This is a genomic window from Polynucleobacter sp. HIN5 (assembly GCF_030297555.1).
In the GTDB taxonomy this organism is placed as follows: domain Bacteria; phylum Pseudomonadota; class Gammaproteobacteria; order Burkholderiales; family Burkholderiaceae; genus Polynucleobacter.
Map to the genome: position 1 here is coordinate 1,543,780 of NZ_AP028136.1, position 16,257 is coordinate 1,560,036.

16 protein-coding genes are annotated in these 16,257 nt (G+C 49.1%); 9 read left to right on the forward strand and 7 right to left on the reverse strand.

The features are described 5' to 3' along the window. Window positions 1–26 precede the first annotated feature (26 nt). Window positions 27–938 carry an ornithine carbamoyltransferase gene (gene argF / locus QUE61_RS07780; RefSeq protein ID WP_286306666.1) on the reverse strand — a complete coding sequence of 304 codons (912 nt, stop codon included), beginning with the start codon at window positions 936–938 and terminating at the stop codon, window positions 27–29. Between the two features lie 184 nt (window positions 939–1,122). Next, the gene (rpsT, locus tag QUE61_RS07785; RefSeq protein ID WP_286306667.1) at window positions 1,123–1,386 is read right to left on the reverse strand and encodes a 30S ribosomal protein S20; all 264 of its coding nucleotides are present in this window, start codon (window positions 1,384–1,386) and stop codon (window positions 1,123–1,125) included. Window positions 1,387–1,557: 171 nt separating this feature from the next. Between rpsT and murJ the strand changes: the two genes are divergently transcribed. From murJ to miaA, 3 genes are read left to right on the forward strand one after another with little or no spacing between them, the layout of a single operon-like run. Further along, on the forward strand, window positions 1,558–3,114 hold the full coding sequence (gene murJ, locus QUE61_RS07790) for a murein biosynthesis integral membrane protein MurJ (protein WP_286306668.1): 1,557 nt from the start codon (window positions 1,558–1,560) through the stop codon (window positions 3,112–3,114). Between the two features lie 5 nt (window positions 3,115–3,119). Next, entirely contained in the window at window positions 3,120–3,962 is an 843-nt protein-coding gene (locus tag QUE61_RS07795) for a SirB1 family protein (protein ID WP_286306669.1), read from the forward strand. Between the two features lie 14 nt (window positions 3,963–3,976). Further along, entirely contained in the window at window positions 3,977–4,948 is a 972-nt protein-coding gene (gene miaA, locus QUE61_RS07800) for a tRNA (adenosine(37)-N6)-dimethylallyltransferase MiaA (protein ID WP_286306670.1), read from the forward strand. Here miaA and purM read toward each other — a convergent pair. After that, window positions 4,941–5,987: a phosphoribosylformylglycinamidine cyclo-ligase gene (purM, locus tag QUE61_RS07805; protein ID WP_286306671.1), complete on the reverse strand. Its 1,047-nt coding sequence runs from the start codon at window positions 5,985–5,987 to the stop codon at window positions 4,941–4,943. The genes miaA and purM overlap by 8 nt on opposite strands. An 83-nt stretch (window positions 5,988–6,070) precedes the next feature. On the opposite strand from purM, the gene QUE61_RS07810 reads away from it, so the two are divergent. The 6 genes from QUE61_RS07810 to panB are packed head-to-tail and all read left to right on the forward strand — an operon-like array spanning window position 6,071 to window position 11,330. Further along, complete coding sequence (locus QUE61_RS07810) at window positions 6,071–7,060, forward strand: AI-2E family transporter (protein ID WP_286306672.1); 990 nt, start codon at window positions 6,071–6,073, stop codon at window positions 7,058–7,060. Then, on the forward strand, window positions 7,060–7,821 hold the full coding sequence (gene hda, locus QUE61_RS07815) for a DnaA regulatory inactivator Hda (protein ID WP_286306673.1): 762 nt from the start codon (window positions 7,060–7,062) through the stop codon (window positions 7,819–7,821). Before QUE61_RS07810 ends, hda begins: the two co-directional genes overlap by 1 nt. Continuing rightward, on the forward strand, window positions 7,818–8,498 hold the full coding sequence (locus QUE61_RS07820; protein WP_286306674.1) for a histidinol-phosphatase: 681 nt from the start codon (window positions 7,818–7,820) through the stop codon (window positions 8,496–8,498). Before hda ends, QUE61_RS07820 begins: the two co-directional genes overlap by 4 nt. A 20-nt stretch (window positions 8,499–8,518) precedes the next feature. After that, complete coding sequence (pcnB, locus tag QUE61_RS07825) at window positions 8,519–9,946, forward strand: polynucleotide adenylyltransferase PcnB (protein ID WP_286306675.1); 1,428 nt, start codon at window positions 8,519–8,521, stop codon at window positions 9,944–9,946. A 43-nt stretch (window positions 9,947–9,989) separates the two neighbouring features. Next, window positions 9,990–10,499 carry a 2-amino-4-hydroxy-6-hydroxymethyldihydropteridine diphosphokinase gene (folK, locus tag QUE61_RS07830; protein WP_286306676.1) on the forward strand — a complete coding sequence of 170 codons (510 nt, stop codon included), beginning with the start codon at window positions 9,990–9,992 and terminating at the stop codon, window positions 10,497–10,499. A gap of 15 nt (window positions 10,500–10,514) precedes the next feature. Continuing rightward, window positions 10,515–11,330: a 3-methyl-2-oxobutanoate hydroxymethyltransferase gene (panB, locus tag QUE61_RS07835; RefSeq protein ID WP_286306677.1), complete on the forward strand. Its 816-nt coding sequence runs from the start codon at window positions 10,515–10,517 to the stop codon at window positions 11,328–11,330. On the opposite strand, the gene dnaJ is transcribed toward panB, so the two are convergent. The 4 genes from dnaJ to hemH form a co-directional block, all read right to left on the reverse strand. Beyond that, on the reverse strand, window positions 11,327–12,445 hold the full coding sequence (gene dnaJ / locus QUE61_RS07840; RefSeq protein ID WP_286306678.1) for a molecular chaperone DnaJ: 1,119 nt from the start codon (window positions 12,443–12,445) through the stop codon (window positions 11,327–11,329). The genes panB and dnaJ overlap by 4 nt on opposite strands. 80 nt (window positions 12,446–12,525) lie before the next feature. After that, window positions 12,526–14,454, reverse strand: coding sequence for a molecular chaperone DnaK (gene dnaK / locus QUE61_RS07845; RefSeq protein WP_286306679.1), 1,929 nt, complete (start codon window positions 14,452–14,454; stop codon window positions 12,526–12,528). Window positions 14,455–14,557: 103 nt separating this feature from the next. Continuing rightward, window positions 14,558–15,085 carry a nucleotide exchange factor GrpE gene (gene grpE, locus QUE61_RS07850; RefSeq protein WP_286306680.1) on the reverse strand — a complete coding sequence of 176 codons (528 nt, stop codon included), beginning with the start codon at window positions 15,083–15,085 and terminating at the stop codon, window positions 14,558–14,560. A gap of 66 nt (window positions 15,086–15,151) precedes the next feature. Beyond that, entirely contained in the window at window positions 15,152–16,255 is a 1,104-nt protein-coding gene (gene hemH, locus QUE61_RS07855; protein WP_458574737.1) for a ferrochelatase, read from the reverse strand. Between the last annotated feature and the right edge of the window lie 2 nt (window positions 16,256–16,257).

Sequence of the window (16,257 nt, forward strand, 5' to 3'; positions counted from 1 at the left end):
AATCACTGCAATGATGAAGTTTGATTTTATAAGCGCCCGCAGAGCAAGAATTCCATCAGAGCTTTTTGGACATGCAGCCGGTTCTCAGCCTCCTCCCAAACCACACTCTGGGGGCCATCAATTACTCCCGCACTAACCTCTTCGCCGCGATGCGCAGGTAAGCAGTGCATAAAGAGCGCATCGGGATGGGCCAATGCCATTAACTGCTCGGTCACCATCCAGTTCTTGAATGCTGCCATCCGCGTTGCGTTCTCCGCCTCATATCCCATGCTGGTCCACACATCAGTGCTTACTAAATCGGCACCCTTGCACGCATCCTTTGGATCCGCACAGACCACGAGATGATTGAAGGCCGATGGTTGCAGGCGGGAGCGTTCCAACTGATATCCCTCGGGGGCAGAGAAACGGAATTCAAAATCCAGTTTTTCAGCTGCCTGAATCCAGGTATACGCCATATTGTTTGCATCACCAACCCATGCCACGGTTTTCCCCTGAATTGGTCCGCGTGCCTCGACATAAGTAAATATATCGGCTAATACTTGGCAAGGATGATACTGATTGGTTAAACCATTCATGACGGGAACACGCGAGTTGGCAGCAAAGCGCTCAATCGTCTCTTGCTCAAAGGTCCGAATCATGATGATGTCGGTCATCCGCGAGATCACTTGTGCGGCGTCCTCGATCGGCTCACCCCGACCCAACTGAGTATCGCGAGTGTTCATGTAAACCGCATGACCGCCCAACTGATGAACGCCTGCCTCAAAAGAGAGGCGGGTGCGGGTGGAGTGTTTTTCAAAGATCATGGCCAGAGTACGATCATGCAATGGGTGCCATGTCTCGTAGCGCTTAAACCGCTCCTTTAACCAAGCGGCACGGCCAAATAGGTACTCATACTCATCACGACTAAAGTCAGAAAATTGCAGGTAATGTCTGAGCACGTTAGGCGATTGTGGCTTGGCGAGTGATTGGCCATTCCCCAACTCTGCAAATGGAGTACTTGATGAGATCGAAGTGTTATGCGGCTTATTGTGCAAAAGAACGCTCCACTAAACAAAAACCCGCTCAACACGAGAGCGGGTCAGAAAATCGGTACTTCCTTAGGCCCGCAACAGGCCTAAAAAATTAGGCCATTGCTTTAATCGCAGCAGATAGTCGTGACTTCTGGCGCGCAGCCGTATTTTTATGGGCAATCTTTTTATCGGTAATCTTATCGATGGTCGATTGCGTAGCAACAAATACTTTCTTTGCAGCATCTTTATCGCCAGCTTCAATCGCTTTGCGAACTGCCTTAATGGAAGTGCGGAGTTTGGAACGCAAACTAGCGTTGTGAGCGTTGAGCTTCACAGATTGACGAGCGCGCTTGCGAGCTTGTGCAGTATTAGCCATTCAATTAACCTATCTAAACAAATAATTAGAATGAAATCAGTCCCTTAAAGAAAGCGGGGCTAAATTCATTAGCGTTACATGAGATCAAATATTCAATCTCGAAAACCTAACATTCTACCTTAAAGACCCCAAAATGCCCACCCCTCCCCCTAAATAAGGGAAAATCAGGCCATGAACCTCCTCTCTGCCGCAGCGAAGGTAAGCTCCCTGACCATGATTTCCCGCATTACGGGATTGATTCGGGAAACCTTGATCGCTAGAAGCTTTGGCGCCTCGGAGTGGACCGATGCCTTTAATGTAGCTTTCAGGCTCCCCAATCTCTTGCGGCGACTCTTTGCGGAAGGGGCCTTTTCGCAGGCATTTGTGCCAATCCTGGGCGAAATCTCCAATCGGGGAGAAAAAGATCAGACCCGAGCATTAATCGACGCAATTGCCACCATTCTGTTTTGGGCCCTCAGTCTCACGGTCATGATTGGGGTCTTAGCAGCACCGATCCTCGTTTTTATCATTGCAGCGGGCCTTAGGGATGGGGCCGCCTTTGAGACCACTGTCTTCATGACGCGCGTCATGTTCCCCTACATTGGTCTAATTTCCATGGTTTCGTTATCGGCCGGCATCCTAAATACTTTTGGACGCTTTGCGGTACCCGCCTTCACGCCCGTACTCCTTAATCTTTCCTTGATCGGTGGCGCCCTTTTCATAGCGCCCACCCTAGAACAACCGATTTATGCCCTAAGCATTGGGGTCATGATTGGGGGCATCTTGCAGCTAGTGATCCAGATTCCGGCTTTAATGCGACTCGGATTATTGCCTCGAATCGGCCTGCTCCCCCGAAAAATCAAATCCGCTTGGCAAAACCCCGATGCACGCCGCGTCTTAAAACTCATGGTGCCAGCTGTATTTGCAGTCTCCGTTGCGCAAATTTCCCTGATCATCAATACGAATATTGCCTCGCATTTGCAAACCGGTAGCGTTTCATGGCTCTCGTATGCCGATCGCCTCATGGAGTTTCCGACCGCTCTGCTGGGGGTTGCGCTTGGAACTGTTTTATTACCAAGCCTTAGCAAAGCAAATGCCGCCCAAGATACTGCGCAGGCTGGAGAGTTGTTGATTTGGGGCTTGCGCCTAACCTTTTTACTGGCAGCGCCCTGCGCGATCGCTTTGTTTATATTTGGCACACCAATCTCAGCTGTTCTATACCATTACGGGCAATTTAATGCGATGGATGTGGAAATGACTCGGCAAGCACTAGCTGCCTATGGTGTAGGTCTGATTGGTCTCATTTTGGTCAAGATCTTAGCCCCAGGGTTTTACTCGCGTCAGGATATTCGTACTCCCGTCAAAATTGCATTGGTGGTCTTGGTATTTACCCAGCTCGCGAATATTGGGCTCGTGCCACTCTTTGCCCATGCTGGCCTTGCGCTATCCGTTGGTCTTGGAGCCTGTTTAAATGCAGCTTTGTTATGGCTTGGGCTACGTCGACGTGGCGCCCTTCCGAGCGCGGTCGGCTGGTTTAAATATTTTAGCCAACTGCTTGTTGGCTTATTACCACTGAGTGTGGTGCTTTTTTATGGTGCACAGGCACACGATTGGCTTGCCTTACAAGTCAACCCCTTGATTCGGATAGGTCTTCTTGGTCTTTGGTTGGGTGCCGCAGCAATCATTTATTTTGCTAGCCTGTGGATCATCGGTTTGCGCTGGCAAAATTTTCTGCGTCATGCAAAATAGGAAATATGCCAACTCAACAACTTGACTACTTTGCCACCCTAGTTGCTGAGGACGAGCATTTTCCTCTAACGGAGGCATGCATTGCGGTAGCCCAGCATGCGTTTCCTGATTTGGATGTTCAGCATACCCTCGATGAGATTGATCAGCTAGGTGATCGACTCAAAAAACGAATTTCTGCTGATGCTTCTGCGGTGCAGCGACTCCAACAACTCAAGCATTTCTTTTATACCGAGCTTGGATTTGGTCCCAACCCCAATGATTTTTATGCCCCCGAGAACTCCTATCTGCATCATGTTTTGCAAAGTCGTCGAGGTATTCCGATTTCATTGGCGATCTTAATGATGGAGCTGGGTAATCAGATTGGATTAAAAATCCGTGGGGTGTCGTTTCCCAATCACTTCATGTTGCGCGTTTCCTTGCCGCAAGGCGAGATCATTATGGATCCGCTCACTGGCGCATCCCTATCGAAGCACGAACTTCAAGAGATGCTCGATCCGTATTTAGAGGCACGGGGATACGTTGGCGAGTTACAACTCCCGCTTAATATTTTTTTACGAGTTTCTAGTTGCCGCGAGATCGTCTCGCGCTTTTTGCGTAACCTGAAACTCATTTATACCGAACATGAGCGTTGGGAGCGCTTGTTGGGGGTTCAACAGCGGCTTGTGATCCTCTTGCCTGATGCCGTAGAGGAGATTCGGGATCGCGGCTTAATCTATGCGCAATTAGAGTATTTGCGCCCTGCCATCGATGATATGCAGCAATACCTCACCGAGGTTCCCAACGCCACAGATGCCGATGAAATACGGGAGCATATCGCCACGCTTGAGCATCAAGTGCGTCAACATTAATTTCAGCAGAGCGGATGCCGGCGAAGGTTTTATCCATTGTGGGCCCCACTGGGGTCGGTAAAAGTAATTTAGCGCTTGAGTTGGCTAGGGAGTGTCGCCAGCAGCATCAGAACATCGAGATCGTCAGCATGGACTCCGCCCTGGTGTATCGGGGAATGAATATCGGGACAGCGAAGCCCACCCCCAATGAGCAAGCCGAGGTTGTACATCATTTGATTGATATTCGTGATCCGAGCGAGAGTTATTCGGCGGCTCATTTTGCCAGCGATGCAAAACAATTAATTGAAGAGATCCAGGTGCGGGGACATATCCCATTGATAGTGGGTGGAACCATGCTGTACTGGCGAGCCTGGGTCTATGGGTTCTCAAAACTGCCGCCTGCAGATCCACAAACCCGCAGGCAACTCGATGAGGAAGCTGCCTTACTGGGTTGGCCTGGCATGCATACCAAGCTTGCTCAAATTGACCCAATCACTGCCAGTCGACTACAGCCCAACGATAGCCAACGCATTCAGCGAGCACTCGAGGTCTATGCATTAACAGGCCAGCCCTTATCCCAGTTATTTGAAGAGTCGCCAAGTGCGACAGGGCGCGACTCGGAGCATCTCGAACACGATGTTGAGGTAATTTCTCTAGAGCCTAGCAACCGCCAAGCTCTGCATGTCCGTCTCGAAGAGCGCTTTGATCAAATGCTGGAAAATAATTTCATCGAGGAGGTGCGCACCTTATTTGAGCGCGGCGACTTGCATACCAATTTGCCAGCAATTCGCTCAGTGGGCTATCGCCAAGCGTGGGAATACTTAGAGGGCAAGGTAGATTACCCGACGATGAAGCAAAAAGCATACGCCGCCACACGACAGCTTAGTAAACGTCAGGTGACTTGGCTAAGAGCGATGCAGCGGCATGCGTTTGACCCATTTAACTCAGAAGAACTTCAAGCCGCAAAATCAGTGGCGATGGCCACTCTCCAAGCGTCCTTTAAATAAGAATCGTTTGTGGCGCTCCTTGTGGACGCTGAGTGATATCGCCTAACAACCACGCGTTTAGACCTTGCTGTTCAATGCTAGTAATCACAGCCTTGGCTTCTTGTTGATTGACGACCACCACCATCCCAATGCCGCAATTGAAAACACGTACCATCTCCGCATCAGCAACGCCGCCTTTCATTTGCAACCAGCGAAACAGCGGTGGCATCGTCCATGAATCACGTCGCAGTACCGCCTGGGTGTTCTCCGGTAATACGCGTGGGATGTTATCAACCAAGCCGCCGCCGGTAATATGCGCCAATCCCTTTAAGGGATGATGCGACATCACATTTAAAAGTTGCTTCACGTAGATTTGAGTGGGTGCCATAACTAATTCTTGCAAGGTCTTACCTTCAATCGTCTCGCTCGGTTTTGCGCCAGCTCGCTCAATGATCTTGCGAATTAAGGAATAGCCATTTGAATGCGCACCACTAGACGCAATTCCAATGATCGCGTCGCCCGGCCGAATACTGGAGCCATCAATAATTTTGGATTTCTCAACCACACCAACCGCAAAGCCTGCCAAATCGTATTCACCCGGCGGATACATGCCCGGCATCTCAGCAGTTTCACCCCCAATTAAGGCGCAGCCAGCCAACTCGCAACCCTTGGCAATTCCGGCGATTACGGTTGTTGCTGTATCAACCGATAACTTGCCGCAGGCGAAGTAATCCAGAAAAAAAAGGGATTCGGCGCCTTGAACCAAAATGTCATTGACGCTCATTGCTACCAAATCTTGGCCAATCGTCTCATGGGCATTCCACTCAAAAGCAAGCTTTAGTTTGGTGCCAACACCGTCAGTGCCCGATACCAAAATGGGCTCTTTGTAGCGTTTGGGTACCTCAAATAAGGCCCCAAACCCTCCGATTCCAGCTAAAACGCCCTCGCGCATTGTCTTTTTTGCCAACGGCTTAATGCGGTCAACCAGGGCATCCCCAGCGTCGATATCAACACCCGCGTCGCGGTAAGACAAGCCTGGGGTTTTTGATGGATTATTCATAGATGGGTCTTCAAAAAAGGGTAAATCCTGCAGATCAGTCATTTACATCGTTAGAATCTCTGAATTCTAGAGTATGAAGGCCTATGGCTGAAATTTTTACCCCTTTTCTATTTGCATTTATTTTGGCTTACATTCTGAGGCCGCTAGTTCTGCGTCTTCAGAATCTAGGCCTTGGCAAAACCTTTGCCAGCAGTATCGGTATGCTTTTCGGGCTTGGCGTCTTCCTGATCATCCTATTACTACTGATCAATCTACTGCGCTATGAAATCCCCCTCATTAAGGCACAGCTACCCATTTGGCTTCAAAGTCTACAAACGTGGCTGGGGCCCAAATTACTCAGCCTCAATATTGAGATCGATTGGCTTGCCTTGCGGGATGCGATTACCCAAAAATTGACCGCCCATTTCTCTGCAAACGCCAACCAAATATTGAGTACGAGTTTTGAGACCATCTTGGCTTCTGGTAGCTCTGTGCTTGGCGGCCTCGTCAATATTGTGTTGATTCTCTTCGTCCTTTTTTATCTACTGATTGATTGGCAGCACTTCTTTGAATTACTCAAGCAACTACTTCCCATTCGCTATCAAGATACTGCGCTCAGACTGGCACTAGAAACCGACTTGTTACTATCGCAGTACCTGCGCGGGCAAATGCTGGTGATTTTGATTATGGCGGTTTTCTACAGCGCTGGATTGAGTTTGACGGGCATGCATGGAGCGCTTGGTCTTGGCGTATTTACTGCTTTGGTGATTGTGATTCCTTATATTGGAATTGCACTAGGTCTGATTCTGGCAGTCCTATCGGTCGTTTTGCAATTCGGGCTTGGGCCTGAACTCGTGATTGTGTTGGTCGTGTTTGGGATCGGCCAAGTGCTCGAGGGGTTTTTCCTAACCCCCCGTTTAGTAGGCGAACGAATTGGGTTACACCCAGTGGCGGTTTTATTTGCCTTACTAATCTTCGCTAAGTTATTTGGATTTTTTGGTGTGTTACTTGCCCTCCCAGCTAGCGCGGTTGTATTGGTATTAATCCGCTTTGCATGGTCGCAATACGCCCAAAGTAGCTGGTATCAAAAGTAATGGCCTCATCCGCACTGCCCCGTCAATTTGCGCTCGATATCAATCAAGCCCCCAAGCCTTCACTGCACAATTTTTTACCAAATGGTAATGAAGCGCTGATTGATTCACTGAATCAGTCCATCGCTCGTTGGAGCTCATCACCTAAAACCACCTCTCACTCGATTGAAGGGCGCTGGTTTTATTGGTGGGGGACCGATGGTGCTGGATGCTCTCATCTATTAAGTGCTATGGCAAACCAAGCTGAGCAACATCAAGTGGGTTTGATTCAACTATCCCCCAATGAACCGAGTGGCTGGGTTAATGCTGAGCACAAACTTGCTGCTGCTGTGAGCTCCGCACCCATCATCATGACCTTGGATGATATAGATCGACTGGATACGCATCAACAAGCGAGTCTTTTTCGCTTACTCAATTTCGTACATGCCTCACCACACTCGTTTGTGTATCTATCTGGGCATGCGCCCCCTGCACAATTGGAATTACGAGAAGACTTGCGCACCCGTCTTGGCTGGGGACTAATCTTTGAAGTTCATCCGCTATCTGATTCAGAGAAGATCGAGGCACTGTCGCGCGCTGCAAAAGAGCGGGGTCTGATCTTATCCAACGAGGTTTTGCCTTGGTTAATTCATCATTTCTATCGGGATATGCCAAGTTTGATGGCATTACTCGATGCACTCGATGCCTATTCTTTGGAGACCAAGCGCGCCATTACCCTACCCTTGGTTCGTGAGCTCTTACAAATATCCGGACATACACCATGACTCGTTTAGCCCTATTTGATTTGGATCACACCCTCTTACCGTTTGACAGCGATTACGAGTGGGGGCAGTTTCTGGTGCGCTTAGGTGTTGTCGATGGGGAGCAATACGCTAAAGCCAACGATCAGTTTTATGCCGATTACAAAATTGGTAAGCTCGATATTGATGCATTCTTACGTTTTGCCTTAAGGCCCTTGGCTGACAATCCACGTGCGCAATTGGAAGGCTGGCATCGTGCATTTATGCAAGAGAAGATCGATGGACGTCTGCATCCGCAAGCTATTGCCCTTGTACAACGGCATCTCGAAGCAGGTGATTTGTGTTGCGTAGTAACCGCCACCAATAGTTTTGTTACGCGCCCAATTGTGAACGCCTTTGGAATTGAACATCTGGTTGCTACTGAACCGGCGACTGAGAATAATCAACCGGGCGCGAACTTCACGGGTAGCATTGCAGGAATTCCGAGCTTTAAAGAAGGAAAAATTACTCGAGTCAATGATTGGTTAACTGGCTTGGGATTGCGTTTGGAATCCATTGAGCAAAGCTTCTTTTACTCTGACTCCATGAATGATTTGCCATTATTGGAAAAAGTAACGAATCCAGTGGCTACCAATCCAGATGCGCGCTTGCGTACAGAAGCCGAGAAGCGGAATTGGCCAATCTTAGAACTATTTGATTAAATTGATTCTGGCGCATCCTCATGATCACTAAATTCATCGATCGCTTATTGCGTCGAGGCCCCCGTCCAAAGTCGGATCAATCTGGGGCCACCCTAGTAGCTCATAAGGTTTCTAAGAAAACCCATCGCATCGATCCTGCCTTGCTTTCAAAAAATGCGGTCAAGGTCACTCATACCCTACAGCAGGGAGGCTATAAAGCTTATATCGTGGGTGGGGCAGTTCGTGATCTTGTTTTGGGGATCGCCCCAAAGGACTTTGATGTGGCAACGAATGCCACCCCCGAACAAGTCCAAAAATTATTTAGGCGCTCACGCTTGATTGGGCGTCGCTTTCAGATTGTGCATGTCACTTATTTTGGTAAAGAGCGTCCTGAAATCATTGAAGTCTCTACCTTTCGAGCCGTATTAGAAAGCGTGGGCGAGCATATTGCCGAGAGCGGTCGCATTCTGCGTGACAACGTTTGGGGCACGCATGCCGAAGACGCTGCCCGCCGTGACTTTACGATCAATGCAATGTATTACGACCCCAGCACAGAAACGGTGCTCGATTATCACGGTGGCATGGAGGATATCCGCTCTAAAACGATTCGTATGATCGGAAACCCAACAAAGCGTTACCGTGAAGATCCGGTCCGTATGTTGCGAGCGATTCGCTTTGCCGCAAAAACAGGCTTCCAGATTGAACCTAAGACTCTCGCACCGATTCATGAGCTTAGCCAATTAATCCATGACGTGCCAAGCGCTCGCCTATTCGATGAGATTTTGAAATTACTCATGTCGGGGCATGCTTGGGCTGGAATCCAGGCATTGCGTCATGCAAACTTGCACCATGGGCTTTTGCCATTTATGGATCGTGCACTGGAAGATGCGCAAGCCGCTCAATTTATTGAACAGGCCCTACGCAATACCGATGAACGAATTCAAATGGGCAAATCGGTTTCCCCGGGTTTTCTGTTTGCAGCCCTGCTTTGGCCTGATCTGGAGAAGGAGTGGCAAGTACTTCGAAATACTGGGATGCCAGCGGTAGCAGCGCTCCATGCTGCAATTGATACGGTTGTTGCCCCATCACATACCGGCATCACCATTCAACGCCGCCATGAGGGTGATATGCGGGATATCTGGACCATGCAACCGCGTTTTGAAAAACGAGTGGGGCGCTACCCCGAGCGACTGCTGGAGGTTCCGCGCTTTCGGGCTGGCTACGACTTCATGCTTCTACGCAGCCAAACAGGGTACTGCAAACCCAGCCTTGGGCAATGGTGGACAGACTTTTATCATGCGGATTTACCCGAACGAGAAGCCTTGCTGGCAAGCGCCAAGCTTGACGATTTGGCCTCTGGCAAAACCCCAGCTAACCCAAATAGGAACAGGCGCCGCAGGCCAAAAAAGCCAAAGCTAAACCTGAATGCTCCCCCTGATTCTGGACCAAATGACGCCAAGCAAAGTTAACTAATTTTCAGTAAAGTAAGCGCATATTCTTAGTAGGGAACTCATGGCGCAGGCCTTTATTGGATTTGGTGGCAACATTGGCGATGCTCGGCAGAGCATCACCGATGCAATTGTCTGCCTTGCGCAGCATATTCAAATTCATATCGTTAACAAAAGCTGCTTTTATCAAAGTGCGCCTGTGAATGCTGTAGGTGGTGATTACATCAATGCGGTTGTCGAAATTGATACTGAACTCAATCCCTATGGACTTTTGTATGTCTGCCAATCGATCGAGCATCAGTTTGGTCGCGAACGTCCTTATGCGAATGCGCCCCGAACCCTTGATCTCGATATTTTGTTTTATGAAGGCATCGAGCAAAATCACTCTGAGCTCACCATTCCCCACCCACGCATTGCCGAACGCTCATTTGTGATCCTTCCTTTACTTGAAATCTGCCCCGATTTTTTCTTACCCAACCACGGCCCCTTAAAAAATCTTTTACCGAATATTGCGCACCAACGCATCACCCGCATCACTTGCAAACACTGCGATTGCGACCAACAGCTGCATTAGGCTTAAAATTGCTTTATGAGTTATTTACAAGGCGATAAGCCAATCACGATCACGAAGTTATTGGCCATGCATGCCGATGGCGAGAAAATTGCGGTTCTTACTGCATACGATTCCACCATGAGTGCCCTTCTCAATCGCTGTGGAGTTGAAGTGATTCTGATTGGAGACTCGCTTGGCAATGTGATCCAAGGTCACAGCAGCACTACTCCGGTCACCGTTGAGGAAATGGCCTATCACACGCAATGCGTTGCCCGTGCCAATCACCATGCATTCTTGATTGCCGATCTACCATTTGCAAGCTATGGAGATCCCGTGCAAGCACTGGAATCCGCCGCTGAGCTGATGCGCGCTGGCGCTGACATGGTGAAGCTTGAAGGTGGCGGTTGGCAGGTCGATATCATTCAATTTTTAGTCGAGCGCAGTGTTCCAGTTTGCGCTCACCTGGGGCTATTACCTCAGTCTGTGCACTTGCTGGGTGGTTATAAAGTCCAAGGCAAGTCAAAAGATGCCAGCGCTCTGATGTTTGAACAAGCCCATGCCTGCCAAGCCGCAGGCGCTCAAATGCTTGTCTTAGAGGCGATCCCATCGGCGCTCGGAGAAAAAATTACCCAATCACTCCACATTCCGACGATTGGGATTGGAGCAGGGCCAAATTGCTCCGGACAAGTTTTAGTACTGCCAGATCTACTCGGAATTAGTCCTGGAAAAGCGCCAAAGTTTGTGAAAGACTTTATGGCCGGCAGCAACTCGATTGAGGCGGCGATTAAAGCCTATGTTCGTGAAGTCAAGTCCGGAAAATTTCCCGGACCTGAGCACTGCTTTGCCTCTTAATTAAAAAAACTCTTCATTCGATCAAACCAACCCTCTTGCTGGGGGCTGTGTTTTTTACCACCGCTTCGAAGTGACTCATCAAATTGAGAGAGCAATGATTTTTGTTCCTCCGATAACTTCACTGGGGTTTCAAGCAAGACATGCACATACAAATCGCCCAATAGGGAAGAACGCAACTGTTTAATTCCTTTGCCGCGCAGACGGAAGGTTTTGCCGGTTTGAGTTCCCTCAGGGATCGTCAGCTCAACTCTGCCACCAAGTGTTGGGACTTCAATATCACCACCCAAGGTGGCGGTCGCAAATGAAACAGGCATTTGAATATGCAAATCGCTGCCATCGCGCTCAAATACAGGGTGCTCTTTGACATGCACTTCGACGTAGAGATCGCCCGAAGGACCACCGTTAATCCCAGGCTCGCCATTACCAACGGAGCGCACCCGCATACCGTCATCGATACCGGCCGGGATCTTAATTTCAAGCGTCTTTTGCTCTTTAAGCTTGCCGCTGCCATGGCAGGTCTTACAAGGCTTCGGTATGTATTGGCCAGTCCCACGACACTTTGGACACGTTTGTTGCATTGAGAAAAAGCCTTGAGCGATCCGGACTTGACCGCGGCCATCACAGGTTGGGCATTCCTCAATCTTTGAACCTGGCTCAGCACCAGAACCGCTACAGGTTTTGCAATTACTCCAGCTGGGTACTCGAATTTGGGTGGTGTAACCCTCAGCGGCTTGCTCGAGGGTAATCTCCATGTTGTAGCGCAGGTCGGCGCCCTTATAAACCTGAGGACCAGAACTTCTTCCTTGACCAAAGATATCGCCAAAGATATCGCCAAAGGCGTCAGCAAAACCCCCTGCAGTGCCTCCAAATCCACCCATGCTAGGGTCAACGCCAGCATGGCCGTACTGATCGTACGCATTGCGCTTTTGGGGGTCCGCCAGTGTCTCGTAGGCTTCCTTGGCCTCTTTGAACTTTGCCTCGGCAGATGGATTATCAGGGTTGCGATCAGGATGGTATTTCATGGCTAATTTGCGATAAGCCTTTTTAAGCTCCTCATCGCTGGCATTTTTACCAACCCCTAGCACTTCATAAAAATCACGTTTACCAGTTGCCACAACCCATTCCTTATTCTTGGCCCAAAAGGCGAAGTCGGCACAAGGCCGACTCACCAATTTGCATCATTCTTTTTTAAGAATTACTTCTTGTCATCCACTTCCTTAAAGTCAGCGTCGACTACTTCAGCGTCATTATTGGCTTTCGCCTCACCTGCTGGATTAGCAGCGCCTGGGTTAGCCTTTGCTTGCTCGGCAGCATAGGCTTTCTCGCCAAGCTTCTGACTGGCCTTTGCCAATGCTTCCGTTTTAGACTCAATCGCTGCTTTATCACTTCCCTTGATGGCTTCTTCTAACTCTTTCAATGCCGCTTCAATTGCACTCTTCTCAGAAGCGTCCAGACTTGCGCCATGTTCATTAAGCGCTTTCTTGGTCGAGTGCGCTAAGGCATCGGCTGCATTTCGGACGGTGACCAGCTCAAGCAATTTACGATCTTCCTCAGCATTGGCTTCGGCATCCTTCACCATCCGCTGAATCTCATCCTCAGAGAGGCCTGAGTTTGCCTTGATGGTGATCTTGTTCTCTTTGCCAGACGCTTTGTCTTTAGCAGTGACGTGCAAGATTCCGTTGGCATCGATATCAAAGGTCACCTCAATTTGTGGCAAGCCACGGGGTGATGGCGGAATACCTTCCAAATTAAACTCGCCAAGCAATTTATTAGCACTGGCCATCTCACGCTCACCCTGGAAGCACTTGATAGTCACCGCTGGCTGATTGTCTTCAGCCGTTGAAAACACTTGGGCGTGCTTGGTCGGAATCGTCGTATTTTTGGGGATCATCTTGGTCATCACACCACCCAAGGTCTCAATACCCAACGATAGCGGTGTGACATCAAGTAACAAGACATCCTTACGATCACCGGCCAATACCGATCCCTGAATCGCGGCACCAACCGCAACCGCCTCATCGGGATTCACGTCTTTGCGGGGCTCTTTACCAAAGATGGCCTTAACTTGCTCTTGTACCTTCGGCATACGAGTTTGGCCACCCACTAGGATGACATCATCAATATCTGCTGCAGAAACCCCTGCATCTTTCATCGCCACTTGGCATGGACCCATGGTACGAGTAATCAACTCTTCAACCAAAGACTCCAATTTAGAGCGAGTCAACTTCAGGTTCAAATGCTTCGGACCACTTGCGTCGGCCGTTACATAAGGCAAGTTGATTTCGGTTTGCTGGGAGGAAGACAGCTCAATCTTAGCTTTCTCAGCAGCATCTTTTAGGCGCTGCAATGCCAAGACATCTTTACTCAAATCAACGCCCTGTTCTTTCTTGAACTCGGCAATGATCCAATCAATGATGCGCTGGTCAAAGTCTTCACCGCCTAAAAAAGTATCCCCATTGGTTGATAACACTTCAAACTGTTTTTCTCCATCCACATTCGCGATTTCAATAATTGAAACGTCGAAGGTGCCACCGCCCAAGTCATAAACAGCGATCTTGCGATCGGTCTTGTCTTGCTTATCCAATCCAAATGCTAGAGCAGCAGCGGTAGGCTCATTAATGATGCGCTTGACTTCCAAACCAGCAATCCGACCAGCATCTTTCGTGGCTTGACGCTGACTATCATTAAAGTAAGCAGGCACCGTAATCACGGCCTCGGTGACCTCTTCGCCCAAATAATCTTCGGCAGTCTTTTTCATTTTGCGCAAGACTTCGGCTGATACCTGCTGAGGGGCAATTTTCTTGTCGCGCACCGATACCCATGCATCGCCATTGTCTGCGGCAATGATGCTGTAAGGCATTAGGCCAATATCTTTTTGCACTTCTGCATCAGTAAATTTGCGTCCTATTAAGCGCTTGACGGCATAGATGGTATTTTTAGGGTTAGTGACTGACTGTCGCTTAGCGGGCGCACCAACCAATACCTCTCCGTCTTCCATATACGCAATGATGGATGGAGTGGTTCTAGCGCCCTCGGCATTTTCAATGACTTTCGGGGCGTTGTTCTCAATAACTGCGACGCAGGAGTTAGTTGTTCCTAGGTCAATTCCAATAATTTTTCCCATAATGGCTCCAAATGATGGTAAGGCGTTGTTTCGAATAATGACTAGATGGGGGCAAGTTCGGTAATTTCAAGGGCTCTAAGTCCTTGAAATGATTGGCCCTAACTTATTTTGCTTGGCTAACAGTGACCAATGCTGGTCTTAATACTCTATCGGCGATCAAAAAGCCTCTTTGCAAGACCGAGACCACTGTGTTGGGCTCTTGGTCTGATGGGACCATAGAAATTGCTTGATGCTGGTGCGGGTCAAACTTAGCGCCAGGCTCAGGGTTAATCTCAACCAAGCGGCCTTTTTCGAAGGCGGCAATGAGTTGCTTTAAGGTGATCTCAAGACCCTCCTTAAAGGCTTTTGCATCGCCAGCCTCGGTGGCTAAAGCGGCATATAAGCTATCGCTGACTGGAATCAAGTGCTCGGCAAAATTTTCTATGGCAAATTTGTGGGCTTTTGCAATGTCTTCAGCAGCGCGACGCCGAATATTCTCGCCCTCCGCCTTGGCACGCAAGAAGTTATCTTGCATTTCAGCAAGCTTGGTCTTGAGTTCTGCTAGCTCCTCTTCGATGCTCAGGGGAGGCTGTTCGTTCACTTCGGATGTTGTGTTATCAGCTACTTGCTGCTCAGATTTGTGATCACTCATAGTCGTTCCGCCTTGTTTTCTGCATTTTATATGGGGTTCATGATCACCCATTTCAAGGGGCTAGCGTTATCCAGTAGTAATCGCGGCTTCTGCTACCTGCGCACGCTGATTGCGTACCTCCAAAACTACAGGGGACTCAAGCTCTTTTGACCAGCCATGCATATGCTCTAAAGCAATTGTGTGTAAAGCTGAAATGAAATTAGTATCGTCATTCAAACATGGGATGTAACGATACTCTTCGCCACCATGCTCATGAAAAATCTCCTGACCCTCCATGGCAATTTCTTCCAAAGTCTCTAAACAGTCTGCCGGGAAACCAGGACAAACAATATCCATTTGCGGGCAGCCTGCCTTCCCAAGTTCCTCAATGGTTAAAGCGGTGTAAGGCTTTAACCATTCAGCGCGACCAAAGCGGGACTGAAAGGTCACTCGGTAATGGGCTGGCTCCAAACCCAGTGCCTCTCCTAGCAAGCGGCCTGATTTCAAACATTCGCAATGATAGGGATCGCCTTGCATCAAATTTCGTTTGGGCAGGCCATGAAAAGACATAATGAGTTTGGCGCCCTTTGAAAAATCGGGTCGACCATGTTGCGCCCAATACGCCTCAATCTGCTGACGTAGCGACTCAATGTAAGAGCCGTGATCATGGTAATGCTTCACGATTCGGAGTTCGGGTTGATTGCGCCATGTTTTAAGGACCGAGAACACCTCATCAAAACTAGAGGCGCTCGTGGTCGCTGAATATTGAGGGTACAAAGGCAGTACCAATAGACGCTCAACATTTGCCTCCTGAAAACGTTTGAGCACTTCAGGAATAGATGGTTTACCGTAACGCATCGCCAGATCCACGATCACATTGGAATCCTTGCCCGCGAAGCGATCCCGCAATCCTTGAGCCTGCGCCTGCGAATAAACCAGCAAGGGAGAACCCTCTTTTAGCCAAATCGAGGCGTATTTCTTGGCCGAGGCGCCGCTGCGAATCGGCAAAATAATTCCATGCAAAATGAACCACCATATCAAGCGCGGAATTTCAACCACCCGAGGGTCCGACAAAAATTGCTTTAAGTAGGTTTTCACCGCCGCGCGCGTGGGCGCCTCTGGGGTGCCCAGATTAATCAACAAAACGCCAGTTCGGGAGGTTCTTAAATGAGGGTTCGTTTTCAAAGTGATCC